Source organism: Arthrobacter rhizosphaerae (assembly GCF_023062595.1).
GTDB lineage: Bacteria > Actinomycetota > Actinomycetes > Actinomycetales > Micrococcaceae > Arthrobacter > Arthrobacter rhizosphaerae.
The window spans coordinates 189,440-215,272 of the sequence record NZ_JALLAN010000008.1 but is presented as its reverse complement, the minus strand read 5'-3'; the positions used below and the strand labels follow the sequence as shown (position 1 = coordinate 215,272).

Below are 25,833 nucleotides of genomic sequence, written 5' to 3'. Positions count from 1 at the left end.
GGGTGTCAGTTCTTTCCGGGAATCTGGAAGTTGAACACACCGGTGTCGAAGCGGTTGTAGGCCTCGTAGTCGACAAGGTCGTACAGTCGCGCTCTGGTGAGCATGCTCTCCACCTGTGCCTCCTGCGTGCCGTCAGCCTTGATCGTCTCCAGCGTACGCTCCGCGGCACCCATGGCACTACGGAGGAGAGTGACGGGATAGATCACCATGTTCACTCCCACGGCCTGCAGTTGGTCAACCGTGAACAGCGGGCTCTTGCCGAACTCAGTCATATTGGCCAGGATCGGCACATCCACTGCCTCGCGGATGGCCTTGAACTCGCCCAGGTCCTTCATGGCTTCCGGGAAGATCGCGTCGGCACCGGCTTCAACCAGGGCCACAGCCCGCTCCTGGGCAGCCTCAAGGCCGTCAGTTGCCCGGATGTCCGTGCGGGCCATAATCAGGAAGTTCGGATCACGCCGGGCATCCGCTGCGGCACGGATCCTCTTCGTGGCTGTGTCCAGGTCCACCACATTCTTTCCATCCAGGTGTCCGCACCGTTTCGGGTTGAACTGGTCTTCGATGTGGCACCCGGCCAGGCCTGCATTTTCCAGCTCCTGGACAGTACGGGCAACATTCATTGGCTCGCCGAAACCCGTGTCCACGTCCACAATGGCCGGCAGCTCCGTCATCCGGGCAATTTGGCCCGCCCGCGTCGCAACTTCCGTCAGGGTGGTGAGGCCGATATCAGGCAAGCCGAGGTCATTGGCCAGCACGGCACCGGAGATGTACACGCCGGCAAAGCCCTTCTCCTCGATCAGCCGGGCCGAGAGCGGGTTGAAGGCTCCGGGAAACTGCTGAATGGACCCGGAGCCTAACAGTTCACGGAGTCTGATCCGTTTCTGCTCGGGGGTGGTGTGGGAGTACAGCACTTAGAACAGTCCCTTCGGTGCCGCGGCGAAGTCAATGACACCGCGAGCCGCAGCGATGTTCAGCTGGTCCAGTTCTCCGGCGGCCAGTTCCGGGAGCCTTGCAGCGGCGTCGAGGAAACGGTCGATCTCCTTTTCCTCCACCAGCCCTGCGGCGAGGGTGCGGAACTTGTTGATGTACTGCTCGCGGGCAAACGGCCGGGCGCCCAGCGGATGGGCGTCAGCCACGGCGATCTGATCGGTGACCACGGATCCGTCGTTGAGGGTGATTTCCACAGACCCGCCGAACGCCTTTTCCGCAATGTCCTGGGAGTGGTAGCGGCGCGTCCACTCGGGGTCCTCGATGGTGCTGACCTTTTGCCACAGGTCAACGGTGTCCGCGCGTCGTGCCCGCTCCGGTGTGTAGGAATCCACATGGTGCCAGCTGCCGTCCTGCAGTGCCACCGTGAAGATATACGGGATGGAGTGGTCCAGGGTTTCGCGGCTGGCATCCGGGCTGTACTTCTGCGGATCGTTGGCTCCGGAACCGATCACAAAGTGCGTGTGATGGCTGGTCTTGATCAACACTGATTTCACGTTCGCCGGGTTGGTTACTTCAGGGTGCTCAGCGTGAAGTTTCCGTGCCAGGTCTATCCATGCCTGGGCCTGGTATTCAGCCGAATGTTCCTTGGTGTAGGTGTCAAGGATGGCGCGCTTGGCTTCACCGGCCTCGGGCAACGGCACGCTGTAGGAGGCCTCGGGGCCATCGAGCATCCAGGCAATGACGCCGTCTTCCCCTTCATAGATCGGCACCGGGGAGGTCTGCCCCCGCATGGAACGATCCACGGCCTCGACTGCCATCTTGCCGGCGAAGGCGGGGGCGTGCGCCTTCCAAGTGGAGATTTCGCCCTTGCGGGACTGGCGTGTGGCGGTGGTGGTGTGGAGTGCCTGGCCCACGGACTGGAAGATGGTCTCGACGTCGAGCCCGAGCAGGGTACCGATGCCGGCAGCGGCCGAGGGGCCGAGGTGCGCGACGTGGTCAATTTTGTGTTTGTGGAGGCAGATCGCCTTCACCAGGTTGACCTGGATTTCATACCCGGTGGCGATCCCGCGGATCAGATCCTGGCCGCTGGAACCGACATGCTGTGCCACGGCCAGGATGGGCGGGATGTTGTCGCCCGGATGCGAATAATCGGCGGCCAGGAACGTGTCGTGGTAATCGAGTTCGCGAACAGCCACGCCGTTGGCCCAGGCAGCCCACTCCGGGGAGACCCGCTCACCGATCCCGAAGACTTTCGCGCCCTTGCCTCCGGTACTTGGAGCGTGGGTCAGTGCCTGCGCCCTTGCGGCCACAATGGGGGCCCTGTTCAAAGAGGCGATTGCGACGGAGGCATTGTCGATGATCCTGTTGATCACCATGGCTGTAACGTCATTGGTCACAGCGACGGGATCGGCCGCGACCACGGCGATCTTGTGGGCCAACTGCTCTTCGCGGGGCAGCTTTTCCTCGCTCCGGTAAACGCGGACGTGGTGTTCCTTGACCATGGGGCTCCTTCTAGTGCGGTGTATGCGTGGCTTTGACGTGGGAGAGACTGCGGTGCAGGTGGAGCATGGTGGCTGCTTCAGCCAGGCGGGGATTGCCTGCGGCGATAGCCTCGGCGATGGCCGCGTGCTCGGCAGCGGCCGAGGTAAGCCGGCCGGCGTCGTCGGCTGCAAGCCGCCGGACACGCACCAGGTGGACGCGCAAACTGCGCATGGCCTGTGCGAGGTAGGTATTGGAAATGGCTGAGTCGATCGCTGAATCAAGACGTCCCACGAGGTCGTAGTACTCGTGTCGTGCAGGGTCATCGGCCTGAATAAGGGCGGGAGCCTGAAGGAACTCGTGGTGGAGTTTCTGAAACGTCAAGGCGTCACCACGTTCGGCAGCGAGGGCGGCGGCCCGTCCTTCCAGCGTTTCCCGCAGTTCGAACAGCTGGTCGATATCGTCCAGTGAAATGTCGGTGACGACGACGCCCCGCCCGCCCGACGCCGTCGTGAGCCCCTCCGCAGTGAGGCGGCCCAGCGCTTCCCGAAGGGGCGTCCGCGAGATGCCCAGGCGCTCCGACTGCTCGACTTCTGCAAGCACTGTGCCTGGACGAAGGCGCCACTCGATGATGTCGTCGCGCAGGGTCGCATAAGCCCGATCGCTCGCCCGCATCATCACCTCGCCGTCATCCTGGTCCCACCCTCAGTGTATACACGGACTGCCTCGATCGGGAGAATCATGCAGATTTATCCAGCTGGGAAGAGTTTCTGTATACAGAGGAGCGCGCTTAGATAGGTCAGGCGCGGGTCCAGCGATACTCGTTCTCGGGTCTGCCGGGTGCTCCGTATCTGGGCGCTCGCGATACCGATCCCGCGTCCGCCAGGTACTCAAGGTAGCGCCGCGCAGTCACGCGGGACATTCCCAGCTCATCCATTACTTCGCTGGCAGATACTGCCGCATCTTCCTTGCGAAGAAAGTCCTTGACCGCGTCCAAAGTGGATACGGACAGGCCCTTCGGTAATTGGAGTTCCGACGGCGTCCGCAAACTCGCGAAGGCCTGGTCGACGTCGCTCTGGGAAGCGCCGGTTTTGTTTTTTCCGTCGTCGGATGATGCCAGCTGCTCCCGGAACAGCCGGTAGTTGGTCAGCTTCTCGGCGAAGGTGGCGTACGTGAAGGGCTTGATCAGGTACTGGACCACTCCGATTGCGACGGCGCTGCGTACTATGTTGAGCTCCCGTACGGCGGTTATGGCGATGATGTCGGCAAACAGGCCGGACGACCGCATCCGGCGCGCAATATCCAGTCCATGAAGATCCGGCAGATTCATGTCCAGCAGCACCAGCTCCACCGGGTTCCCGGCGGCGGAAAACTCCGCCAGGAGCCGGAGGGCAGACTGTCCGTCCGGGGCAGTCCCCGCGAGAGAGAATCCGTCGAGGCGTTGCACATAGGCGGCATGTGCGGCGGAGGCGATTGGCTCGTCTTCGACGACGAGCACGCGGATATCGCTCAAAACTGCTCCTTAGTACCGGACGGCAGAACAACGCGGAACAGCGCACCGCCCGGGTTGGTGATGGTCAACGTTCCACCCAAACGCTGGACTGCCTGACGGACCAGTGCCAGTCCAATGCCCCGACCGTACTTGCCGGGTGCCTTGGTACTGAAACCGTAACTGAAAACGTCATCCACAGATCGTGGATCAACTCCGCTACCAGTATCCTGCACCGTGATCTCAAGACTCTCCCCGGTGGAGTGCAGGGCAAGCTCCACACGTTTGGGGGAGGGGGCCTCAGCGGCGGCATCAATAGCGTTATCCAACAGGTTTCCGAGGATGGTTACCAGATCCTGGATGGCGAGGCCCGCAAGTTCCGTTGACCCCTTCGCCTCGAGAACCAGTTCGACGCCGCGCTCGTGTGCCTCCGCTGCTTTACCCATGACCAGGGCGCTGAGCACAGGCTCCTCAACGGAATCAACCAACTCATCAGTTAGCTTCTGGCTGAGTTCGAGGTCTTTTGTGGCAAAATCCAGCGCGTCTTCTGTTCGTCCCAGTTCCATCAGGGAGACCAGTGTATGCAGCCGGTTGGCGTGCTCGTGGGTCTGGGAACGAAGCGCGGCAGACAACGTCCGCATGGTTTCCAGCTCCGAACCAAGGGACTCAATCTCCGTCCTGTCACGGATGGTTGCAACTGTGCCGAAGACCTCGTCGCGCTGGCGGCCTTGGGTTGGTGGTCCAAGTGCCGGCCCCTGGTTGACCACCAGAATGCGGGAGCCGGTCAGATGGATTTCGTCGTGGGCCAGCCTTCCCGATTCGAACAGTGTCTGCAGGCTTGACGCCAACGGCAGCTCAGAGAGCGACGGCGGATCGCTCGGGTCGCCGTCGGTCTCCCGTGGGGCCAGCCCCAGGAGCTCGGCAGCCTGGTCGTTGTACATGACCACTTTTCCCTTGCTGTCAATGAGGATGACTCCTTCGCGGACTGAATGAAGCACGGATTCGTAGTACGCGAAGAGTTGCGCGAGTTGTTCGGGTCCCCACCCCCGGGTAACCCTGCGGAGGTACCTTCCGAGAAGCCAGGACGCCACCGAACCGCCCACCAGGAGTGCGAAAGCGATCGCCAGGACGGCTGGCAGGCGCCCGGAAACCGCGACATCCACGGTCCGTACCGTCACGCCGGCCGAAACCAGGGCCTTGACGTTCCCGGCAGCGTCCTTGACGGGCGCAATGGTGCGCACTGATGGGCCCAGTGTCCCCGCCGTGACCTCGGTATAGACATTCCCGGCAAGTGCGGCGTCAATTGAGCCAATGTAGGGTCGTCCGATTTCTTCGTTCCGGGGATGGGTCCACCTTGTCCGGTCAGGAGCCATGATGGTGATGAAATCAGCGCCGGCGTCCCGCATGACGTTGAGCGCATATGGCTGAAGCGTGCTTGTAGGATCCGGTGTGGCTGCGGCGTCCAGGACCAGAGGGTTGTCGGCAATCGCTGTCGCCACTCCCGCCATCCGCCGTCCCGCCTCTGCATAGGCATGATCACGCGCGTCAAGGAACGTTGCCGTGCCGACGATCGCGGTGAGGGCAAGCACAAACAGCAGGTGCGCCACGAACAGCCTGCGGGCAATGCTCCATTTGTGCCTCATGGGTACCTTTCATGACCAATATGAACGCAACGGTGAGCCAGATCACTATGTACCCAATGATGGATATCACACCGGACCGACGTGAAGAGCTCAGAGACTGTGCCGAACGTCTTCCAGATTATCCAAAGGAGACACATCATGGCTTCTCAAAGAGGAGAGTCAGCAGCGCCTGCCAAGGCCGCCCGCAAGGGGCTGGACAAATCCCATTACCTTTACATTGCCGTCATCGCCGCCGTTATCCTGGGCGCACTCGTCGGTTTGCTGTTTCCCGAAGTAGGAAAATCGCTCAAGCCGCTGGGTGATGGCTTCATCAAGCTGATCAAAATGATGATCGCCCCGATTATCTTCTGCACCATTGTGCTGGGGATCGGTTCCATCGCCAAAGCAGCCACGGTCGGAAAGGTCGGCGGACTGGCTCTTGGCTACTTCGTCATCATGTCGACCTTCGCGCTGGGCATCGGCCTGGTAGTGGGCAACCTGATCCACCCGGGCGAGGGCCTGAAGCTGGCGCCGTACGACCCCAACAAGAAGGCTGAAGTAGACAGCACTGTCGCCTTCCTCCTGGGCATCATTCCGGGCGACATTCCGGTCCTGCCCACTCTCTTTGCCGCGATCCTCGTCGGTTTCGCACTGCAGAAGATGGGTGCCCAGGGTGCTCCGGTTCTCAAGGCAATCGGCCACGGCCAGGCGGTTGTGTTCCGGATCCTCATCATGATCATGTGGCTCGCCCCGGTCGGTGCTTTCGGCGCCATCGCTGCTGTGGTCGGTGCTACCGGCTTCGCAGCAATCGTGAGCATGTTCACGCTCATGGCGGCCTTCTACGTCACCTGCGCACTCTTCATCGTTGTGATCCTGGGCGGTCTGCTGCAGGCTGTTGCAGGCGTCAACATCTTCCGGCTCATGAAGTACCTGGGCCGCGAATACCTGCTGATCTTCTCCACGTCCTCCTCCGAAGCGGCGCTTCCTCGCCTCATCGCCAAGTTGGAGCACCTGGGTATTTCCAAGCCGGTTGTGGGCGTCACGGTCCCGACGGGGTACTCCTTCAACCTCGACGGCACCGCTATCTACCTGACCATGGCGTCACTGTTCGTTGCCAACGCCATGGGAACACCGCTGGACCTCGGAGCCCAGGTCTCACTGCTGATCTTCATGATCATCGCTTCCAAGGGTGCAGCAGGTGTGACCGGTGCCGGTCTGGCCACGCTGGCAGCAGGGCTGCAGGCACACAAGCCCGAGCTGCTGGGTGGCGTCGGCATGATCGTCGGCATCGACCGCTTTATGTCCGAAGCCCGCGCCCTGACCAACTTCACCGGTAATGCCGTGGCCACGGTGCTCATCGGAACGTGGGTCAAGGAGATCGACGGCGGCCAGGTTGAGCGTGTGCTCTCCGGTGAAGAGCCGTTCGACGAGACGACCATGATCGCCCATCACCACGAAGTCGAGGAGACCAAGGCACAGGCCGTTCCGGCCACCGTCTAGGCCTCCCCGCAACACCCTTCAACATCACATACGGAACCGCCCGCACAGCAACCGCTGTGCGGGCGGTTTCCGTTTTCAAAGCGAAGCCTTCAAGCTTTACCAGAAGGTAAAGGCACGGGCAAGGGAGCGTGTCGGGGTCCGTTGAATACCAAGCCCGGCGCTGTAACCTTGGGAAGAAGCAGGATCGGCGCTGGGAAGCCAGCGGCAAGAGATCAGCGCAATAATCACCGGAAATATGCACCGGCAATAATCACCGTCATCGAAAGTGTGGATAGATACGTGAGCAGCGAACACGGTTCAGCAACTCTGGAAGGCATGGACCTCGATCTGGAAGACGCGGTCATGGGTCCCACAGGACGCCCCCACCGTGAGTTTCCGGAACCCGCACCGCTGTCATCGCACGGGCCGGCGCGCGTTATAGCCATGGTGAACCAGAAGGGCGGGGTGGGCAAAACCACGTCCACCATCAATCTCGCTGCGGCTCTGGCAGAATACGGGCGGCGTGTCCTCCTCGTGGACTTCGATCCCCAGGGCGCCTTGTCCGCGGGCCTGGGCGTCAACCCGCATGAGCTCGACCTGACCGTCTATAACGTGCTCATGGACCGCAAGGTGGACATCCGCGATGCCATTCACCAGACAGGCGTGGAGAACGTTCACCTGCTTCCGGCAAACATCGATCTCTCGGCGGCCGAGGTCCAGCTGGTTAATGAAGTCGCCCGTGAACAGGTTCTGGACCGGGCGCTGAAGAGCGTTGAGGATGACTACGACGTCGTTCTCATCGACTGCCAGCCCTCCCTCGGCTTGCTTACCGTGAATGCCCTCACGGCAGCCCATGGCGTTATCATCCCCCTGATCTGTGAGTTCTTTGCGCTGCGCGCTGTGGCCCTGCTGGTGGAAACGATCGACAAGGTGCAGGACCGGCTGAACCCCAGGCTCCAGGTGGACGGTGTGCTGGCCACGATGTACGACGCCCGGACCCTGCACAGCCGTGAGGTCATCACGCGGCTGGTGGAAGCCTTCGGGGACAAAGTCTTCGAAACCGTCATCAAGCGTTCCATCAAGTTCGCCGATGCAACCGTAGCCGCAGAACCCATCACCAGTTACGCAGGCAACCACATAGGCGCCGATGCATACCGGAACCTGGCCAAAGAACTGATCTCGCGCGGCGGCGCGCCCTAGTCAGCAATGACCACTGCAGTCGATGTTGCGGAGACGGGCGTAGCTAAAAAGCCGGGCTTCGAGGTGCGGCTCGCGAATTTCACAGGCCCTTTCGACCTCCTCCTCGGCCTTATTTCCAAGCATCAGCTGGATATCACGGAGGTGGCGCTGGCAACGGTCACCGATGAGTTCATCAAATACATCCGGGGACTGCAGAAGCTCGGCGAGGAATGGGCGCTGGATGAGGCCAGTGAATTCCTGGTGATAGCGGCAACGCTTCTTGACCTCAAGGCGGCCAGGCTCCTTCCGGCCGGAGAAGTCGAGGATGACGAGGATATCGCCCTGCTTGAGGCGAGGGACCTTTTGTTCGCCCGGCTCCTCCAGTACAAGGCCTTCAAGGAGGTCGCCGGCCTTATCAATTCAACGCTGGAACTGGAAGCAGGCCGCTACCCCCGCCAGGTGGCACTTGAGAGCCATTTTGCGGCGTTGCTTCCTGAACTCGTCTGGCGGCATACCCCTCAGCAGTTCGCTGCCCTGGCGCAATCGGCTCTGAAGCCAAAGGATGCCCCCGTGACCCAGGTGGGCCTGGGCCACCTTCACGGCTCCACTGTGAGTGTGAAAGAGCAGGCGGAGATCATCGGGCTGAAGCTGCAGCAAGGAAAGCCGTTGTCGTTCAGGGCCCTGATTTCCGACGCCGAGTCCACCCTGGTGGTGGTTGCCCGGTTCCTGGCGCTGCTTGAGTTGTACCGTGACAAGGCGGTCGGATTCGACCAGCTCCAGCCGCTGGGGGACCTGACAGTTCATTGGACCGCTGATGCTGCTTCCTGGAGCAGCGAGAATCTGAGCGAAGAATATGAGGAACAACCTTGAATGAACCGGTCGCGGCACCCGAAGAGACCGGAAACGACCTGTCAAAACTCCCAGGCGGTGCCCGTGCAGCGCTCGAAGCCGTTTTGATGGTCATCGACCAGCCGGCCACCCCCACTGAGCTTGCCGCCGGGCTCAACCTGACCGTCGACGTCGTCGAACAGCTCCTGACGGAACTGCAGCGCGAGTATAACGGCTATACTGTTAAAGCCCCGGACATGGACGATGCCAGCGATGCTGGCTTCGGCACCAGCCCCCGGGGTTTTGAATTGCGGAGTATCGCCGGAGGCTGGCGGATCTATTCACGCGCTGAGTTCGCCGATCTGGTCGGCAGCTTTGTACTTGAAGGACAGACAGCCAGGCTGACGCAGGCGGCGCTTGAGACGCTCGCCGTCATCGCTTACCGCCAGCCCGTCTCACGGGCAAGGGTGTCTGCAATTCGTGGGGTTAATGTTGACTCCGTCGTGCGGACACTCACCCAACGCGGACTGATTGAGGAGTCAGGAAACGACCCCGAGTCCGGGGCCATCCTGTACCGCACAACGTCGTTTTTCCTGGAACGCATGGGAATCGGCTCGGTGGCTGAGTTGCCTCAGCTTTCACCCCATCTTCCGGGGCTTGAAGGCATAGAAGAGTTTTATGATGCCGGAAGAATGTAGGCCGCTGAGGCCTGCGGGAGAGTAACCACAAGGGCAGAATTATTCTGCACGGCTGGCTAGTGTGTTGAACAGAGATACACAGCGCGGCCACATTAACGAAGGACGGGTCATGACACAGGCGGGACGCCAGGGTTCACCACGTAGCAGTTCAGGACGTAACAGTTCAGGACGCACTGCAGGACCGCGCACAGGGGCACAGCGAAATGCTGGCCAACGCGATTTTTCCAAGGGCGGCGGAGACCGGCCCTTTAAGCACCCCAAGCCCCGCGAGGAGCGCTTCATCGACCCCGATGAGCAGCCCACGGACGGCGCCCCGGCGGGCAGGGGAACTGACGCAGCCAAGTCCGGCGACTGGAAGACCGGTGCTAAGCCCTCGGCCAGGAAGCCTGCCGCACGGAAGCCAGGGGCAGGAAAAACTCCCGGCACACCCGGAGCGCTGAAGCCGAAGCCTCGGACCGGCGCGCAGAATTCCGCAGGCCCGCGCGCCTTCGGCAGCGAACGCTTCGGCCAGAACCTTGGACCGGTGCGGAAGCCTGCACGCAGGCGCGGCCCGCGCAACGAAGTACCCCAGTCAGAACTTCACGATGCCGACGGCATCAGGCTGCAAAAGGTCATGGCTCAGGCTGGCGTCGCCTCCAGACGGGTCTGCGAGGAGATGATCGCTGAAGGCCGCGTGGAAGTTGACGGCCAGGTGGTTACCGAACTCGGCGTCCGCGTCGATCCCAAGACTGCGGTCATCCACGTGGACGGCCTGCGCATCCAGCTCGATGAATCCCTCGTGTACATGGTGTTCAACAAGCCCAAGGGCGTTGTCTCCACAATGGAGGATCCCGACGGACGTCCGTGCATCAGTGATTTTGTCCGTAACAACCACGGCGAACGCCTGTTCCACGTCGGCCGCCTCGACGTCGCCACCGAGGGTCTGCTGCTGCTGACCAACGACGGCGAGCTGGCGAACCGCCTGACGCACCCCTCCTACGAAGTGCCCAAGACGTACCTCGTCCAGGTGCGGGGGCCCTTCCCCCAGGGAGTGGGCGCCCAATTACGGGCCGGCGTTGAGCTTGAGGACGGCATTGCTTCTGTTGATTCCTTTAAGCTGGTGGATTCCACGCCCGGCCACGTGCTGATCGAAGTGGTGCTGCACTCCGGAAAGAACCGGATTGTGCGCCGGCTCTTCGATGCCGTGGGCTTCCCGGTTCTCCGGCTTGTCCGGGTCAAGGTTGGTCCGATCGGTCTGGGCGACCAGCGCCAGGGCAGTATCCGGAACCTGGGCAAGCAGGAAGTCGGCCACCTGCTGGCATCAGTGGGGCTCTAAGGAATGTCGGCATTCGGTACTCACGGGCGCGGCCACCTGAATGGCCCCGTGGTGGTGATTGGTACCGGGCTGCTCGGTGCCAGCATCGGCCTCGGCCTACGTGGCCGCGGCGTCCCCGTTTTCCTGTCCGATCCGTCACCCACCAACCAGGCAGTTGCCGTTGACATCGGGGCGGGGCTTCCCCTGTCCGGACTGGGAACGGAGCAGCCCGAACTGGTGGTGGTGGCTGCTCCTCCCGACGTAACGGCCGACGTCGTCGAGCGCGCCCTGGGGGACTACCCCGGGGCAGTCGTCATCGACATCGCCAGCGTCAAAGCAGGGATCCAGCAGGAGCTGCGTCGCCGTGGCGCGGACATGGGCAGGTACGTGGGAACGCATCCCATGGCCGGGCGGGAGAAAGCCGGGCCTGTTGCGGCAAGGGGTGAACTGTTTACCTCCATGCCTTGGGTCCTGTGCCCTTCTGAGGAAACCCTGCCCGATTCTCTCCTGACAGCCCATGCCCTGGCGACGGATCTTGGCGCCATTGTTTCCCAATTCGACGCTCAAGAACACGACGAAGCTGTGGCGTTGGTTTCCCACCTGCCTCAGGTGATGTCGTCGCTGCTGGCCAGCCGCCTGCAAGGCATCCCCCTGCACGCCCTGTCACTGGCGGGCAACGGTCTGCGAGACACCACCCGCATAGCAGCGAGCGATCCCACCCTGTGGGTTCAGATCCTTGGTGCGAATGCGGAGAAAGTGGTGGAAATCCTCCACGGGGTCCGTGAAGACCTCAACAGGCTCATCGGGACTCTCGAGGATCCACTCGCTCCCGGCGCACGGCTGGACCTGGCGCAATTGATCAGCGAGGGCAACGCCGGGCAATCCCGGATTCCAGGTAAACACGGCGGCCCGCCGCAGGCGTATTCGTGGCTCACTGTCCTTGTGGATGACCGGCCCGGCCAAATCGCGCGCCTCCTCACCGAGATCGGCGAGATCGGCGTTAACCTCGAGGACCTGCGCCTGGACCATTCTTCAGGGCAGAATGTTGGCATGGTGGAATTGTCCGTTCTGCCAAACAAGCATGATTTGCTGATTGAGGCGCTCAACGACCGCGGATGGCGGGTACTTCAGTAATGACACAGGAACTCATCGATACATTGCCCATGCTGCGGCAGGGCCGGGGCCTTGTCGTGGCTATCGACGGTCCTTCAGGTTCGGGCAAGTCAAGTGTGAGCCGGGAAGTGGCACGTCGGCTCCGCCTTGCCTATTTGGATACCGGCGCAATGTACCGGGCACTTACCTGGTACTGCCTTGACCAGGGAATCGATCTGGAGGACCGTGCGGCTGTGGAGCAGGCAGCCGAGGAGCTGCCTCTGGAAATCAGCACAAGCCCGCTCGAGGAATACGTCAGGGTTGGCGGTGCGGAGGTGACTCACGCGATCCGGGAGCCGGCTATTTCCGCGGCTGTCAGCACTGTGGCAACCACCCTTGGTGCCCGCACCGAACTGATCCGGCGCCAGCGTGAACTCATCGAACAGCACAACCGGCGCATTGTGGTGGAAGGCCGGGACATCACTACCGTTGTGGCACCGGGAGCCGAAGTGCGGATGCTTCTCACCGCCAGCGAAGAAGCCAGGCTTCGCCGCCGTGGCATCCAGCTCGGAGGCACCCAGAATGAGCAGGAGCTTGCCGCCCAGGTGACGCATCGTGATGCCAAGGATTCCACAGTTGTGAACTTCACCCAGGCGGCCGACGGTGTTGTGACCCTCGATTCCTCCGACCTGGACTTTGACGGGACCGTGGATGCAGCCCTCGCCATCGTCACCAAGGTAATCAACCGTGACTAAGCCCGGACTTCGGGTCGGTCTGAGCATGGCATGGAGCCGTCCCGTTGGTTGGTTCATCACCCATGTCCTTTACTGCACCTCAGTCCGTGGCCGCGCCAAGGTTCCGGTGACCGGCCCGGTGATTTTTGCGGCCAACCACATCAGCTTCCTCGACGGGCCGCTGATGTTCGGTGCGGCCCCACGGCCCATGCACATCCTCGTCAAGAAGGAGTTGTTCACGGGCTTCCTCGGGCAGGTTCTCCGCGCGTCCGGCCAGTTGCCGGTTGACCGCTCGGGTGACCGACAGGCGCTCCAGCTCAGCAAGAACGTGCTCGACGCCGGGCGGTGCGTCGGCATACTTCCCGAAGGAACCCGGGGGAGTGGCTCAGCGTCCTCGATCAATAACGGTGTGGCATGGCTGGCGCTCAATTCCGGTGCAACGGTTGTGCCCGTTGCAATTCTCGGCACCAGGATCAGGGGCGAGCACCTCAACGCCTTGCCCCGGCCGCGCAGGCAACTTCATGTCCATTTCGGTGATCCCCTCCACGTCACCCGCAAACCCGGCGAGACGGGGCGTGTTTCAATGGACAGGGCGGGAACCGAGATCCGTGCTGCGTTGGCGCAGCACATCCAGCAAGCAATTCAAGTCAGCGGGCAGCCTCTGCCCCTCGCGGATTCCCCGCAAAAACGTTATGAAGCAGTAGCCGGGACGCCGGCAGACCACCACTAAGGAAAGTGCAATGAGCGATACGACTCAAACCTCCGGCAATTTTGGCGCCGGCGAAGACGAATACACGCCCACCGGCACAGACCAGGTGGCGGAGAACCTTGCAGCTCTGGACGACGACGAGGCGGAGGTCCGCGCGGCCTCCCTTCGGGCCGGCCTGGAGGACTACGACCTTGATGAGGAAGACGCGGCCCTCCTTGACGGGCTCTACGCGGATGACGACTTTGACGGACCCGTCAAGCTGGATCCCGTGCTTGCCATTATCGGCCGCCCGAACGTGGGCAAATCCACGCTGGTCAACAGGATCCTTGGCCGCCGTGAGGCCGTAGTCGAGGACACACCCGGAGTAACCCGTGACCGCGTGATGTACTCGGCCCACTGGAACGGCCGTAACTTCACCATTGTGGATACCGGCGGCTGGGAGCACGATGCCCGCGGCATCCACGCCAGGGTTGCAGAGCAGGCAGAGATGGCAGTGGAGCTTGCTGACGCCGTGCTCTTCGTGGTTGATTCCGCGGTCGGTGCCACAGCCACCGATGAAGGCGTCATGAAGATGCTCAGGAAGAGCAAGAAGCCGGTCATTATGGTGGCCAACAAAGTGGATGACTTCGCACAGGAAGCAGACTCATCAACACTCTGGGGCCTGGGATTCGGCGAGCCTTACCCGGTCTCAGCGCTCCATGGCCGCGGTGTGGCGGATCTCCTTGACCACGTGATGGACACCCTTCCTGAGTTTTCCACCATCGAGGGCCTTGAGCGCTCCGGCGGCCCCCGCCGGGTTGCGCTGATCGGCCGGCCAAACGTCGGCAAATCCTCCCTGCTCAACAAACTGGCCGGTTCGGAACGGGTAGTGGTGGACAACACTGCCGGCACCACCCGCGACCCCGTCGACGAATTCATCGAGCTCGGCGGCCGCACCTGGCGTTTCGTCGACACCGCTGGCATCCGCCGCCGGCAGCACATGGCCCAGGGAGCGGATTTTTACGCATCCCTGCGTACCCAGGCGGCGCTTGAGAAGGCGGAGGTCGCCGTCGTGCTCCTGGCCGTGGATGAGGTGCTCAGCGAGCAGGACGTCCGCATCCTGCAGTTGGCCATCGAGTCCGGCCGTGCCCTGGTCCTTGCCTTCAACAAGTGGGATCTGCTGGATGACGAGCGCCGGAAGTACCTGGAACGCGAAATCGACCAGGACCTCGCTCATGTGGCCTGGGCCCCGCGTGTGAACATCTCTGCAAAAACCGGGTGGCATAAGGACAAGCTGGTGCCTGCCCTTGACGTTGCCCTTGAGAGCTGGGACAAGCGTATCCCCACAGGCAGGCTCAACGCCTTCCTCGGTGAGCTCGTCGCGGCACACCCGCACCCGGTCCGCGGCGGCAAGCAGCCCCGCATCCTCTTCGGCACCCAGGCGTCGAGCCGTCCGCCGAAGTTCGTGCTCTTCACCACCGGGTTCCTGGACCCCGGATACCGCCGCTTCATCACCCGCCGGCTGCGTGAAACGTTCGGCTTCGAAGGAACTCCCATCGAGGTCAACATGCGTGTCCGCGAAAAGCGTGGCAAGAAGCGTTAATTTGGACACACAAGGCCTGTGATGCCCCTTCGGTGTCACAGGCACCCTCCGGAATCGTGTAAGCTTTTGGAGGTGGTTCGGCCGGACTGCTTAGATGAAATTCTCAGATCTCATCGAAGCGGAGAACGGCGGAACTGACGGGCTGTAGCGCAGCTTGGTAGCGCACTTGACTGGGGGTCAAGGGGTCGCAGGTTCAAATCCTGTCAGCCCGACCAACCAAAAAACCCCGTCGATCCTTTACCGGATCGGCGGGGTTTTTGTTTGCCTACTTCAGGAACTTTGAGGTGCGGCGGTCCGCTAAAATTTTCCCCTTGGTTTGGCAGGTAGGGCAATATTGCAGTGCCGTGTCCGCGAAAGAAACCTCCCGGACAGTGTCACCGCACACGGGGCATACCTGGCCGGCCCGGCCATGGACCCGCATTGTGCTTCGTTTGGCGTCCTTGAGCTCGTTTGGAGCTTTGCCGGCGGCCTCCGCTACGGCGGCTCCCAGCACTGCGTGGATGGCGTCATAGAGCACCTGGACTGTAGCCCGGTCCAGGGACTTGGCGACAGCGAAGGGTGAGATCCTGGCGGCGTGCAGGATCTCGTCGCTGTAGGCGTTCCCGATGCCGGCAATAGTGCCCTGGTTCCGTAGCAACCCCTTGATCTGGTGCGGATTCGGCGCCAATATCGCGGCAAAAGTCTCGATATCGAAGGATGGGCTCAGCGGATCCGGCCCGAGTGTGGCGATCCCAGGAACGTCAAAAGGATCCCGGACAACGTAGACGGCCAGACTTTTCCGTGTCCCTGCCTCAGTCAGGTCGATCCCGATGTGCATATCGGGTCCGCGTGTCAGGGCGAAGCGCGCCGCGATATGCCCTTTTCCCATGCGGAGCTGGGTTGAAGTGGGGGACTCCGTGTACCGCAGCCAGCCTGCCTTCGCCAAGTGGAAGACAAGAAATACGTTGCCGGCATCGATGCTGATGAACTTCCCGTACCGTTGCACGCCCTGAATCTCCCGGCCCTCCAGGGTGGAGTAAGGCGGATCGGCCGTCTTGAGAACGGCGAACGAGACAATCTGAAGCTGCGTCATCACGGCTCCACGAAGCTGGGAGTCCAGGAAGGCGCTCAGCCCGGCCACTTCGGGGAGTTCTGGCATGTCACCACTGTGCCACAGGGAGGTGGCAAAATCAGCGGCCTTCGGAGGGATTGATGTGCCTATACTTTCAGCGGCGGCTTGTTCAGCAGGCTTCCGTTGACATTGGAGTTTGACCCGATGAAAGGCCCCCTGATGAGCAACATCCCCGAAGACCTCTCCTATACTGCAGAACACGAATGGGTCTCGGCGCCCAATGCCGACGGCGTTGTGCGCGTGGGAATCACGGACTTCGCCCAGGACGCACTAGGCGACGTCGTGTTCGCGCAGATGCCCGAGGTAGGAACCACGGTCAGGGCGAACGACGTCGTGGGTGAAGTCGAATCGACCAAGAGCGTCAGCGACATTTACGCGCCGGTTACGGGCGAAGTGGTTGCCCGCAACGAATCACTCGACACAGATTCCGCCTTGATCAATTCAGATCCTTACGGAGATGGCTGGTTGATCGAAGTGAAGCTTGCGGAACCCGACGCCGTTGATTCGCTACTCAGTGCAGCCGAGTACGAACAACAGGTAGGCTAAAGATTACTGGGCAGCGACGTCCGGCCATTGAACTTCGATGAACGTCTGATTCGAACCATTGATTTGGATGTTCGATTGAGTAATCAACGGCCGGACGACGCGCCGCAGACCGGATGTGCCAGGCATTTCCGGACGAGACGGGTTGTTTGCAGGCGGGGCGGCTGCAACGGATGAGGAGGAACCATGGTTGGCCATGAACGTCACCGAGCCAGAGGTATTTTCGGTAAGGGTGAGACGAAGTCGTCGGAAACCACCTCCATCAATCTCACGCCTGTCCGCGATGAGCCAGCTATTGCTCCGCAACTGTCGCGTGAGGAGCGGGCCGCCGTCGAGGCGCTGCCTTTCGGTTCTGCCCTGCTCGTAGCACACAGCGGTCCAAACGCGGGCGCCAGATTCCTGCTCGACTCGGATGTCACCACGGCGGGGCGCCACCCTGATGCCGATATTTTCCTCGACGACGTCACCGTCTCACGCCGGCATGTGGAATTCCGCCGTACCGATCGCAGTTTCGAGGTGGTTGATACCGGCAGCCTCAACGGAACCTACGTTAACCATGACCGGGTCGACGCCGTGGAGCTTAGGTCCGGAAACGAAGTCCAGATTGGCAAGTTCCGTCTTACGTTCTACCTGAGCCCTGCCCGCGCAGGCCAGGGCTGATTACGGAGTAGTTGCCTGTGGCCATGGCACAGCCGGAACGGCGGGGACCGCAAGTCCTGAATATTGGGGAAGTGCTGGCGCAGCTGAGCGATGACTTTCCCAATATGACTGCGTCTAAAATCAGGTTCCTTGAGGAAAAGGGCCTGATTAATCCGCAGCGGACTCCCGCCGGTTACCGGCAGTATTCAGACGGAGACGTCGAACGGTTGCGGTTCGTTCTTGCCCTGCAGCGCGACCAGTACCTGCCGCTGAAAGTGATCAAGGATTATCTTGATGCCATAGACCGGGGGGAGCGTCCGGATAACCTGCCTCCCGGCGTGAATGTTTCGCCCCGTATCGTTTCGGACGACCTGGCAGCTGAGCTCCAGACACGCGTGCGCAGGCTCAGCGAAGAACAGCTGCGGGCGGAGTCAGGAGCAAGCGTTCCGCTTCTTCAGTCACTGCTGAGCTTCGGGCTCATTTCGCACGTCAACGGCACCTTCGATGAACACGCCCTCCAGGTAGCGCGGGCTTGCGTCCAACTGGAGAGCCACGGGCTGGAACCAAGGCACCTCCGCCCCTTCCAGGCCGCCGCCGAACGGGAATTCGGACTGGTGGAGCGGGCCGTTGCAACCCTCACTTCACGCAAGGATGCCGCATCGCAGGCACGCGCGGCCGAAGCGGCCCGTGAGATCAGCGACATCTGCCTGTCCTTGCACCGGGCGCTTGTTCAGGATCGAATCTCCCGGATGGACATCTGATGATAGAAGTAGAGATCGTCGGGGTGAGGATTGAGCTTCCCTCGAATCAGCCACTGGTTCTCCTGCGGGAGATCCATGGGGAACGCCATGTTCCCATCTGGATCGGAACTCCGGAGGCCAGCGCCATCGCCTTGGCTCAGCAAGGCGTGGTCCCACCGCGCCCCATGACCCACGATCTCCTCATTGACGTCGTGGAGACCCTCGGCCACAGCATCGTCAGTGTCAACATCGTCGCCGTTGAGGACAACATCTTCTATGGCCAGCTTCAGTTCGAGAATGGCAGCACCGTCAGCTCCCGGGCCTCGGATGCTTTGGCTTTGGCTTTGAGGGCCAAATGCCGCATCTGGTGCGCCGACTCCGTGATGGAGGAGGCAGGCGTCCGGATCACTGAGCATGACGACGGTGAAGAGACCGATCCAGGGCCGACGGTAGACGAGGAGCGGGAATTGCGGCGCTTCCGCGAGTTCCTGGATGACGTGGAGCCCGAGGATTTCGACGGCTGAGGCCACGCTAAGGTTAAAGCTCAGCCTGAAAGTTTCGACACGCCCTTCCAAACACCCCTACATCTTTGACCTCGCGCCTCCACAGGCCTAACGTCGAAGATACAAGTTCCCATTGCATACAGCAGCCGCGCAAGTCACACTGGAATGTGCAGCCTCGGCAGAATTACACGGATGGATTTTTGTTCGTGCCGCTGTGTTGCAACTTCCTTAGGGGAGCATATGACAAGGAGTGTCCACGTGAGTCCTAAAGGCGAAGCAGGCGAGCTGAAACAGCCCTCAACGGCTGGCGTTGCCCTGCCCGCAAGCGGTGCCCAGGGCCTCCTCTTCACCGAGGACCTTCCCGTCCTTGACGAAGATGCAGGTTACCGTGGCCCCACCGCATGCAAGGCAGCGGGGATCACATACCGTCAGCTGGACTACTGGGCGCGCACAGGATTGGTGGAGCCGGCAGTGCGGGGCGCCGCAGGTTCGGGCTCCCAACGACTTTACGGCTTCCGCGACATCCTGGTTCTCAAGGTGGTCAAGCGACTACTGGACACAGGAGTCTCCCTTCAGCAGATACGCACCGCAGTTGAACATCTGCGCGAGCGGGGCGTCGAAGACCTCGCGCAGATCACTCTCATGAGCGACGGCGCCAGCGTTTACGAATGTACCTCCGCCGACGAAGTTATCGATCTCGTCCAGGGCGGACAAGGTGTATTTGGCATAGCGGTAGGCCGCGTCTGGCGCGAAGTGGAAGGGAGCCTCGCGGCGCTGCCCAGTGAACATGCCACGGAGTCCTTTCCCGACGACGAACTCAGCAAGCGCCGGGCCGCCCGGAAAATCAGTTGACTGAGCTGACACCTGAACCGCTCGGATTAATGTAGACAGCAAAGACGGAGGCCGCCTTCCAACAGGAAGGCGGCCTCCGCCGTCGTTCGCTAAATCATCTATCGCTCAGCCGGCGTTTGCCGGCGTATGCGGGGAGTACCTAACGCTTGCCGCGCCCCTGGGGGTCGTTCCCGGCGGACAACAGGTTCTGCAGCAGGGAGTCGTAGAGGGCTGAGGAGTTCTTGGCGGAATCTCCCGGCCAATGGTGGACAGCGTGGGCCGCTCCCTGGATCTGCTGCCAGTTGGCCTGTTCCGGAATATGAGGGGTCAGCAGGAGCTTGCCGAACATGCTCTGCATCTCGGCCAGGCGGAAGGCATGTTCTGATGATCCGCTGCGGACCCTGTTGGCGACAATGCCGGCGGGGGAGAGCCCCGGGGCAAATTCCTGCCGGAACAGCTGGATGGCACGCATGGTGCGCTCGGTTCCGGCGACAGAGAACAATCCGGGTTCTGCCACGAGGGTTACCTTGTCGCTGGCTGACCAAGCCATCCGTGTGAGGCCATTGAGTGAGGGCGGGCAGTCGACCAGGACAAGCTCATAGTTGTCCGCCGTGGCCAGGACATGCGAAAGCCTTCGCAGATCGCGCCGGCCCAGGTCAGGACGGTCGTAGATCCCGGTGTAAGCGGAACCGACGGCTACATCCAGAACGGGCGCAGGGGAACCATTGACGGAGGTGCGCTTGAGCCAGCCGCTGGGCACGACGTTATCCCCCAGCCGGGCTCGTCTGGGACTCTTGAGCATCCTGCCGATGTCCAGCTGACCGTCGGGCTGGACGCCCAGGGCTGTGCTGGCGTCGGCGTGGGGATCAAGATCCACAACGAGGGTCGGGATGCCGGCGGCGAGTGCCGCAGACGCCAGTCCGGTGGTAACGGATGTCTTACCGACACCGCCTTTGAGGCTGCTGATGCTGACTACTTGCACTGAAAAACCAATACCTAACGCCGGTTGCCGTGTTGGGGTAGAGTCGGCCTCGGCGTATCCCGAAGCCCGGGGCGTTCGTACGCCGCCCAACTCATCATATGTTGACCTTGAGTCAAATCCTGCTTTATCCGTCGCCGATGGCGGGAAGAGTCCTGATCCCGGTAGTTCACCGAGCTTCCGCTGGCTGTTCCGCTTCAGGGGGAGTCCGACATGACGGATAATTCTGTGATAGCGGACACAATGATTTGTCTTTGAACGCAAGCGTCTTAGACACTGTGACCACCTACCGATACACCCGCGATGATGCAGGAGAAGTATGTTTTCGAAGATTCTGGTGGCAAACCGCGGTGAAATCGCTATCCGCGCCTTCCGCGCCGGCTATGAGCTGGGAGCCAAGACAGTTGCTGTATTCCCGTATGAAGACCGCAACTCGATTCACCGCCAAAAGGCGGGCGAAGCGTATCTGATCGGCGAAGAGGGCCACCCTGTACGGGCGTATCTCGATGTTGATGAAATCGTCCGTGTGGCCAAGGAGTCCGGTGCGGATGCCATCTACCCCGGCTACGGCTTCCTTTCTGAGAACCCTGACTTGGCGCGCGCAGCTGAAGCAGCGGGAATCACTTTCGTAGGCCCACCGGCTGAAGTTCTTGAACTCGCAGGAAACAAGGTGGCAGCACTCCAGGCAGCACGGGACGCTGGCGTGCCGGTGCTGAAATCCAGTGCACCCTCGAAGGACGTTGACGAACTCATCGCCGCGGCCGACGAGATCGGGTTCCCCATCTTTGCCAAGGCCGTGGCAGGAGGCGGCGGACGAGGCATGCGCCGGGTGGACACCCGTGACGCGCTCCCGGAGGCGTTGCAGGCAGCCATGCGGGAAGCGGACGCCGCTTTTGGCGATCCTACGATGTTCCTCGAGCAGGCTGTCCTGCGCCCCCGCCACATCGAGGTGCAGATCCTGGCCGACGCGGAGGGGAACGTCATGCACCTCTTCGAACGTGACTGCTCCATCCAGCGGCGGCACCAGAAGGTCATCGAAATCGCTCCGGCACCGAACCTTGACGAAGGGATCCGGCAGGCTCTTTACCGTGACGCCGTCAAGTTCGCCAAAGCGCTCAATTACGTTAATGCCGGTACGGTTGAGTTCCTCGTGGATACGGTAGGTGAGCGGGCCGGCCAGCACGTTTTCATCGAAATGAACCCCCGCATCCAGGTGGAGCACACGGTCACGGAAGAGGTCACGGACGTCGACCTCGTTCAGGCCCAGATGCGGATCGCGTCAGGAGAGACCCTGGCTGACCTTGGTCTCTCCCAAGACACCGTGCAGCTCAAGGGTGCCGCCCTCCAGTGCAGGATTACCACTGAAGATCCGGCCAACGGGTTCCGGCCCGACGTCGGGAAGATTACCGGCTACCGCTCTGCCGGCGGCGCCGGTGTAAGGCTCGACGGCGGCACGGTGTACTCGGGTGCGGAGATCAGTCCGCACTTCGACTCCATGCTCGTAAAGCTCACCTGCCGGGGGCGAGATTATCCTGCTGCGGTGGCGCGGGCCAAGCGCTCTCTCGCGGAATTCCGCATCCGGGGCGTTTCTACGAACATCTCCTTCCTGCAGGCGGTCCTCGAGGACCCGGACTTTGTTGCGGGCAACGTGGTGACATCGTTCATCGACGAACGTCCCGAGCTCCTGAAATCCCGCGTATCAGCGGACCGCGGAACCAAGCTCCTCACGTGGCTTGCCGACGTCACTGTCAACAAACCCCATGGGGAGCTAACCGTCCACTCGGATCCGGCGTCCAAGCTTCCTGTTGTATCAGGGTCAACGTTCCCGGCTGGCTCCCGTCAGCGGCTGCTGGAACTCGGGCCTGAGGGATTTGCTGCCGAGCTCCGCGCCCAGCAGCCTGTAGCTGTCACGGACACAACCTTCCGTGATGCCCACCAGTCCCTGCTGGCCACACGCGTCCGGACCCGGGACCTTGTAGCCGCGGGGCCCGCCGTCTCGGAGCTTTTGCCCCAACTGCTATCTGTCGAGGCATGGGGTGGCGCTACCTACGATGTGGCGCTCCGGTTCCTCGGTGAGGATCCCTGGGAGCGGCTTGCAGCCCTGCGGAAGGCGCTGCCCAACATCTGTCTCCAGATGCTGTTGCGCGGCAGGAATACAGTGGGCTACACACCGTATCCGGAAGAAGTGACGGTGGCGTTCGTCAACGAAGCTGCCGCAACGGGAATTGATATCTTCCGAATTTTCGATGCGCTCAACGACGTCAGCCAGATGGCTCCTGCCATCAAGGCGGTGCGGGCCACGGGCACCGCTGTTGCTGAAGTTGCCCTCTGCTACACCGGTGACATGCTGGATCCGGATGAGCAGCTGTACACGCTGGATTACTACCTGGACCTGGCCGGGAAGATCGTCGACGCCGGCGCCCACATCCTGGCGATCAAGGATATGGCCGGCCTGCTGCGTCCCGCCGCTGCTGCACGCCTCGTAACGGCGCTCCGGGAACGGTTCGGCCTCCCGGTCCACTTGCACACCCATGACACTGCAGGCGGCCAGCTCGCCACGTTGCTGGCGGCCGTGGAGGCAGGGGTCGACGCCGTTGATGTCGCCTCTGCATCGCTTGCGGGAACAACAAGCCAGCCCTCTGCGTCAGCCCTCGTGGCGGCCCTCGCGCACACACCGCGCGATACCGGGCTGGACCTGGCCAAGGTGAGCTCGCTGGAACCTTACTGGGAAGCCGTGCGTCGCGTTTACGCGCCCTTCGAGTCGGGACTGCCCGGCCCCACAGGGCGCGTCTACCAGCATGAGATACCTGGCGGGCAGCTTTCGAACCTGCGGCAGCAGGCCATGGCTCTGGGGCTTGGAGAACGTTTCGAAGCCATTGAGGACATGTACACCGCCGCCGACCGGATCCTGGGCCGTCTCGTCAAGGTGACTCCCTCATCCAAGGTTGTCGGGGATCTTGCGCTGCACCTCGTGGGGCTTAATGCGGACCCCGCGGACTTCAACGAGAACCCTCAGAACTACGACATTCCTGACTCCGTCATCGGATTCCTTTCCGGCGAGCTCGGAGATCCGCCGGGAGGCTGGCCCGAACCCTTCCGGACCAAGGCGCTCCAGGGGCGCAGCATCAAGGTCAGGGATGCGGAGCTGAGCGCTGCTGACAGTGCAGCTTTGCAGTCCGACTCCCAGACCCGCCAGCAGACTCTGAACAGGCTTCTTTTTGAGGGCCCGACCAAGGACTACCTCAAGAGCGTCGATAGCTACGGCAACCTGTCGGTCCTTGATACCCGTGACTACCTGTACGGGCTGCAGCGGGGTGAGGAGCATGTGATCCAGCTGGAGAAGGGCGTGCGGTTGATTGCCTCCCTGGAAGCAGTCTCGGAACCTGACGAAAAGGGAATGCGCACGGTGATGTGCACCCTGAACGGCCAATCCAGGCCCGTCGTGGTCCGTGACCGCTCGGTGGTGAGCAACGTCAAGGCAGCCGAAAAAGCGGACACTTCACAGCCAGGGCAAATAGCGGCTCCGTTTGCCGGCGCTGTGACCCTTACTGCCAAGCCGGGGGACGAGGTCAAGGCAGGCGACACCGTTGCAACCATCGAGGCCATGAAAATGGAAGCCTCGATCACCACCCCGCTGGCCGGTACCGTGTCCCGCGTTGCGATCAACAGCATTGAGCAGGTGCAGGGCGGAGATTTGCTGCTGGTCGTCGAGTAAGGATAAAGAGCGAATCGCAGCCCCAATCCGGAGCGTGTACGGGTTAAGCTGGGGCTGACGGAAGACTGTGGGGGCGGTTCTTGTACCGCCCCCACAGCCTGTTCCAAACCAAAAGGGAAGTCATGACTGAGACGAACACGCCCAAGCCAACTCCCCGGCCTGTCCGGAGTCCAAGGAGCAAAGCCGCCGCTCCCCAGAAACCGCCGGCCAAACCTCCTGCAAAACTGCCGCCTAAGCCAGAGCCCATTCCGGCTGCCACCGAGGATGTTGCTTCAACCGTGGCGCCCGAAACGTCATCGCCACCCGTCTCCGCACCAGAAGCTGGGACGTCCTCCGAACCGGAGGCTTCCTCGCTTGTTGAGGGACAATCGGAACCGGCAGCTTCGCCGGCTCTCACCCCTATGCAGGAGGATGAGATCTCTGTAGTGACCGTAGCGGAAGGCCACGAGATTTCGTCCGCCGATTCCCTCGGGTCCTTCACCCCAATGTCCGTTCCGGCGACCACCTCCGGGGGAATGCCCTCTGTCACCGCCGGCCCCTTCCAGCAGGTCACAAGTGAAGTAGCCCCTGCGGCAAACACCTCCTTGGAAGCCCCGCCAGCGGAAGCCCCGCCTGCGGAGAGCCCGCCTGCGGAGACCCCTGACGACGGTTCCCCTGGGGAGCGGAACAATCCCATCAGCGAGCGGAGGGAAAGGGCAGAGGGGCCGGAGTCAGCAGCATCTCTGACCGCTGACCGCCTCCTGAATAAGACTGCAGCTGAGCCTGTGGGCGGCTGGCGTCTCTGGCTCTACAAGGCGACACTCGGTTACGTCAATCTTGGCGACTCGGACAGGGTCCGCATCCAAAGGGCTACGGAGCACCGCATCGCCGCACGCCTCGGGGAAAGAACCCGCTACGTTCCTGTGCTCTCCCGCAAGGGCGGCGTCGGTAAAACAACCGTCACCACGCTCCTGGGAATGGTCCTGGCCGAGCTGCGGGAGGACCGCGTTATCGCTTTGGACGCAAATCCTGACCGTGGCACATTGTCGGACCGCTCACCTGGACGAGCGGATTTCACCGCACGCCAACTCGTCAAGGACCGTTTTACCGTGGACTCCTTCGCCCAGCTGTCCAATTACACAGCCCGGGACGGTTCGCGCCTGGACATCCTCGCTTCCGACGCCGACCCGATGGTGGCCCACGCGTTCGACGATGCGGACTACAGGGCAGTGACCGACATCCTTGGCCGCTACTATTCGATCGTTCTGACCGACTCCGGCACCGGCATGGTCCACTCCGTGATGAAGGGAACACTGGAGAAAGCCGACGCCGTGGTGTTGGTTTCAGGCGGAAGCGTAGACGAAGCCAGGCTTGCCTCGGAAACACTGTCCTGGCTCGAAGCCCATGGACGCCATGACCTGGTGGCCAAGGCCACGGTGGTGATCAACATGGCTGCTGGAGCCGGAACCCTGGTCAACGTGGACGAGATAGAACAGCATTTCCTGTCCCGGGTTAAGAACGTGGTGCGGATTCCCCACGACCGTCACCTGGCAGAGGGATCCAAGATCGATCTCCGCCAACTGCGGCCTGCCACAAGGGCAGCCGCAGTTGAACTGGCGGCGCTGGTCGTGGAGGAGCTCCAGCAAAGCTGAGCTGCATCCCTCTTATGCGGTAGCGT

23 protein-coding genes and 1 tRNA gene are annotated in these 25,833 nt (G+C 61.9%); 17 read left to right on the top strand and 7 right to left on the bottom strand.

The genetic code is table 11. The features are described 5' to 3' along the window. Positions 1 to 5: 5 nt before the first annotated feature. From prpB to MU551_RS13015, 5 genes are all read right to left on the bottom strand, one after another. Positions 6 to 911, bottom strand: a complete 906-nt coding sequence (prpB, locus tag MU551_RS13035; protein WP_247045179.1) for a methylisocitrate lyase — start codon at positions 909 to 911, stop codon at positions 6 to 8. Next, positions 912 to 2,432: an MmgE/PrpD family protein gene (locus tag MU551_RS13030; protein ID WP_247045177.1), complete on the bottom strand. Its 1,521-nt coding sequence runs from the start codon at positions 2,430 to 2,432 to the stop codon at positions 912 to 914. It lies immediately after the preceding gene. A gap of 10 nt (positions 2,433 to 2,442) precedes the next feature. Further along, positions 2,443 to 3,084 (bottom strand): GntR family transcriptional regulator, encoded by a 642-nt coding sequence (locus MU551_RS13025; RefSeq protein WP_247045231.1) that lies wholly within the window; start codon positions 3,082 to 3,084, stop codon positions 2,443 to 2,445. A 124-nt stretch (positions 3,085 to 3,208) separates the two neighbouring features. After that, positions 3,209 to 3,922, bottom strand: a complete 714-nt coding sequence (locus MU551_RS13020) for a response regulator (protein WP_247045175.1) — start codon at positions 3,920 to 3,922, stop codon at positions 3,209 to 3,211. Further along, on the bottom strand, positions 3,919 to 5,541 hold the full coding sequence (locus tag MU551_RS13015) for a sensor histidine kinase (RefSeq protein ID WP_247045173.1): 1,623 nt from the start codon (positions 5,539 to 5,541) through the stop codon (positions 3,919 to 3,921). Before MU551_RS13015 ends, MU551_RS13020 begins: the two co-directional genes overlap by 4 nt. Positions 5,542 to 5,679: 138 nt before the next feature. Here MU551_RS13015 and MU551_RS13010 point away from each other — a divergent pair, with 138 nt between their 5' ends. The 10 genes from MU551_RS13010 to MU551_RS12965 all read left to right on the top strand — a co-directional run bounded on the left by MU551_RS13010 (position 5,680) and on the right by MU551_RS12965 (position 15,330). Further along, on the top strand, positions 5,680 to 7,020 hold the full coding sequence (locus MU551_RS13010; protein WP_247045171.1) for a cation:dicarboxylate symporter family transporter: 1,341 nt from the start codon (positions 5,680 to 5,682) through the stop codon (positions 7,018 to 7,020). A gap of 279 nt (positions 7,021 to 7,299) precedes the next feature. Continuing rightward, the gene (locus MU551_RS13005) at positions 7,300 to 8,199 is read left to right on the top strand and encodes a ParA family protein (protein WP_247045170.1); all 900 of its coding nucleotides are present in this window, start codon (positions 7,300 to 7,302) and stop codon (positions 8,197 to 8,199) included. A gap of 6 nt (positions 8,200 to 8,205) precedes the next feature. Beyond that, positions 8,206 to 9,048, top strand: coding sequence for a segregation and condensation protein A (locus MU551_RS13000; RefSeq protein ID WP_247045168.1), 843 nt, complete (start codon positions 8,206 to 8,208; stop codon positions 9,046 to 9,048). Further along, complete coding sequence (gene scpB / locus MU551_RS12995) at positions 9,045 to 9,704, top strand: SMC-Scp complex subunit ScpB (protein ID WP_281507135.1); 660 nt, start codon at positions 9,045 to 9,047, stop codon at positions 9,702 to 9,704. Before MU551_RS13000 ends, scpB begins: the two co-directional genes overlap by 4 nt. A gap of 109 nt (positions 9,705 to 9,813) precedes the next feature. Then, positions 9,814 to 11,019 carry a pseudouridine synthase gene (locus tag MU551_RS12990; protein ID WP_247045166.1) on the top strand — a complete coding sequence of 402 codons (1,206 nt, stop codon included), beginning with the start codon at positions 9,814 to 9,816 and terminating at the stop codon, positions 11,017 to 11,019. Positions 11,020 to 11,022: 3 nt separating this feature from the next. Further along, on the top strand, positions 11,023 to 12,132 hold the full coding sequence (locus tag MU551_RS12985) for a prephenate dehydrogenase (RefSeq protein ID WP_247045164.1): 1,110 nt from the start codon (positions 11,023 to 11,025) through the stop codon (positions 12,130 to 12,132). Next, complete coding sequence (gene cmk, locus MU551_RS12980) at positions 12,132 to 12,845, top strand: (d)CMP kinase (protein WP_247045162.1); 714 nt, start codon at positions 12,132 to 12,134, stop codon at positions 12,843 to 12,845. The genes MU551_RS12985 and cmk overlap by 1 nt, the downstream gene beginning before the upstream one ends. Positions 12,846 to 12,870: 25 nt before the next feature. Further along, positions 12,871 to 13,554 (top strand): lysophospholipid acyltransferase family protein, encoded by a 684-nt coding sequence (locus MU551_RS12975; RefSeq protein ID WP_247045228.1) that lies wholly within the window; start codon positions 12,871 to 12,873, stop codon positions 13,552 to 13,554. A gap of 10 nt (positions 13,555 to 13,564) precedes the next feature. Continuing rightward, complete coding sequence (gene der, locus MU551_RS12970; RefSeq protein ID WP_247045160.1) at positions 13,565 to 15,115, top strand: ribosome biogenesis GTPase Der; 1,551 nt, start codon at positions 13,565 to 13,567, stop codon at positions 15,113 to 15,115. A gap of 138 nt (positions 15,116 to 15,253) precedes the next feature. Further along, positions 15,254 to 15,330: transfer RNA gene (locus MU551_RS12965), tRNA-Pro, on the top strand. 50 nt (positions 15,331 to 15,380) lie between these two features. Here MU551_RS12965 and MU551_RS12960 read toward each other — a convergent pair. After that, positions 15,381 to 16,253: a DNA-formamidopyrimidine glycosylase family protein gene (locus MU551_RS12960; protein ID WP_247045158.1), complete on the bottom strand. Its 873-nt coding sequence runs from the start codon at positions 16,251 to 16,253 to the stop codon at positions 15,381 to 15,383. A 132-nt stretch (positions 16,254 to 16,385) separates the two neighbouring features. Here MU551_RS12960 and gcvH point away from each other — a divergent pair, with 132 nt between their 5' ends. The 5 genes from gcvH (at position 16,386) to MU551_RS12935 (ending at position 19,503) form a co-directional block, all read left to right on the top strand. Beyond that, positions 16,386 to 16,772: a glycine cleavage system protein GcvH gene (gcvH, locus tag MU551_RS12955; protein WP_247045156.1), complete on the top strand. Its 387-nt coding sequence runs from the start codon at positions 16,386 to 16,388 to the stop codon at positions 16,770 to 16,772. Between the two features lie 183 nt (positions 16,773 to 16,955). Further along, positions 16,956 to 17,429 (top strand): FHA domain-containing protein, encoded by a 474-nt coding sequence (locus MU551_RS12950; protein ID WP_247045154.1) that lies wholly within the window; start codon positions 16,956 to 16,958, stop codon positions 17,427 to 17,429. 23 nt (positions 17,430 to 17,452) lie between these two features. After that, positions 17,453 to 18,169, top strand: coding sequence for a transcriptional regulator FtsR (ftsR, locus tag MU551_RS12945; RefSeq protein ID WP_247045152.1), 717 nt, complete (start codon positions 17,453 to 17,455; stop codon positions 18,167 to 18,169). Beyond that, on the top strand, positions 18,169 to 18,672 hold the full coding sequence (locus tag MU551_RS12940) for a bifunctional nuclease family protein (RefSeq protein WP_247045150.1): 504 nt from the start codon (positions 18,169 to 18,171) through the stop codon (positions 18,670 to 18,672). The genes ftsR and MU551_RS12940 overlap by 1 nt, the downstream gene beginning before the upstream one ends. Positions 18,673 to 18,909: 237 nt before the next feature. Next, entirely contained in the window at positions 18,910 to 19,503 is a 594-nt protein-coding gene (locus tag MU551_RS12935) for a MerR family transcriptional regulator (protein ID WP_247045148.1), read from the top strand. Between the two features lie 139 nt (positions 19,504 to 19,642). Here MU551_RS12935 and MU551_RS12930 read toward each other — a convergent pair whose 3' ends face one another. Next, complete coding sequence (locus MU551_RS12930) at positions 19,643 to 20,464, bottom strand: ParA family protein (RefSeq protein WP_247045146.1); 822 nt, start codon at positions 20,462 to 20,464, stop codon at positions 19,643 to 19,645. A gap of 316 nt (positions 20,465 to 20,780) precedes the next feature. Between MU551_RS12930 and MU551_RS12925 the strand changes: the two genes are divergently transcribed. Further along, on the top strand, positions 20,781 to 24,176 hold the full coding sequence (locus tag MU551_RS12925; RefSeq protein WP_247045144.1) for a pyruvate carboxylase: 3,396 nt from the start codon (positions 20,781 to 20,783) through the stop codon (positions 24,174 to 24,176). Positions 24,177 to 24,298: 122 nt separating this feature from the next. Continuing rightward, positions 24,299 to 25,807 (top strand): MinD/ParA family ATP-binding protein, encoded by a 1,509-nt coding sequence (locus MU551_RS12920; RefSeq protein WP_247045142.1) that lies wholly within the window; start codon positions 24,299 to 24,301, stop codon positions 25,805 to 25,807. Positions 25,808 to 25,833: the final 26 nt, after the last annotated feature.

What these genes read in the sequence shown, in the direction of transcription:
- MU551_RS13030 (WP_247045177.1), bottom strand. Translation starts at nt 2,432, where the DNA reads ATGGTCAAGGAACACCACGTCCGCGTTTACCGGAGCGAGGAAAAGCTG.
- MU551_RS13025 (WP_247045231.1), bottom strand. Translation starts at nt 3,084, where the DNA reads ATGCGGGCGAGCGATCGGGCTTATGCGACCCTGCGCGACGACATCATC.
- MU551_RS13015 (WP_247045173.1), bottom strand. Translation starts at nt 5,541, where the DNA reads ATGAGGCACAAATGGAGCATTGCCCGCAGGCTGTTCGTGGCGCACCTG.
- MU551_RS13010 (WP_247045171.1), top strand. Translation starts at nt 5,680, where the DNA reads ATGGCTTCTCAAAGAGGAGAGTCAGCAGCGCCTGCCAAGGCCGCCCGC.
- MU551_RS13000 (WP_247045168.1), top strand. Translation starts at nt 8,206, where the DNA reads ATGACCACTGCAGTCGATGTTGCGGAGACGGGCGTAGCTAAAAAGCCG.
- MU551_RS12990 (WP_247045166.1), top strand. Translation starts at nt 9,814, where the DNA reads ATGACACAGGCGGGACGCCAGGGTTCACCACGTAGCAGTTCAGGACGT.
- MU551_RS12985 (WP_247045164.1), top strand. Translation starts at nt 11,023, where the DNA reads ATGTCGGCATTCGGTACTCACGGGCGCGGCCACCTGAATGGCCCCGTG.
- cmk (WP_247045162.1), top strand. Translation starts at nt 12,132, where the DNA reads ATGACACAGGAACTCATCGATACATTGCCCATGCTGCGGCAGGGCCGG.
- MU551_RS12975 (WP_247045228.1), top strand. Translation starts at nt 12,871, where the DNA reads ATGGCATGGAGCCGTCCCGTTGGTTGGTTCATCACCCATGTCCTTTAC.
- der (WP_247045160.1), top strand. Translation starts at nt 13,565, where the DNA reads ATGAGCGATACGACTCAAACCTCCGGCAATTTTGGCGCCGGCGAAGAC.
- MU551_RS12960 (WP_247045158.1), bottom strand. Translation starts at nt 16,253, where the DNA reads ATGCCAGAACTCCCCGAAGTGGCCGGGCTGAGCGCCTTCCTGGACTCC.
- gcvH (WP_247045156.1), top strand. Translation starts at nt 16,386, where the DNA reads ATGAGCAACATCCCCGAAGACCTCTCCTATACTGCAGAACACGAATGG.
- MU551_RS12950 (WP_247045154.1), top strand. Translation starts at nt 16,956, where the DNA reads ATGGTTGGCCATGAACGTCACCGAGCCAGAGGTATTTTCGGTAAGGGT.
- ftsR (WP_247045152.1), top strand. Translation starts at nt 17,453, where the DNA reads ATGGCACAGCCGGAACGGCGGGGACCGCAAGTCCTGAATATTGGGGAA.
- MU551_RS12940 (WP_247045150.1), top strand. Translation starts at nt 18,169, where the DNA reads ATGATAGAAGTAGAGATCGTCGGGGTGAGGATTGAGCTTCCCTCGAAT.
- MU551_RS12925 (WP_247045144.1), top strand. Translation starts at nt 20,781, where the DNA reads ATGTTTTCGAAGATTCTGGTGGCAAACCGCGGTGAAATCGCTATCCGC.
- MU551_RS12920 (WP_247045142.1), top strand. Translation starts at nt 24,299, where the DNA reads ATGACTGAGACGAACACGCCCAAGCCAACTCCCCGGCCTGTCCGGAGT.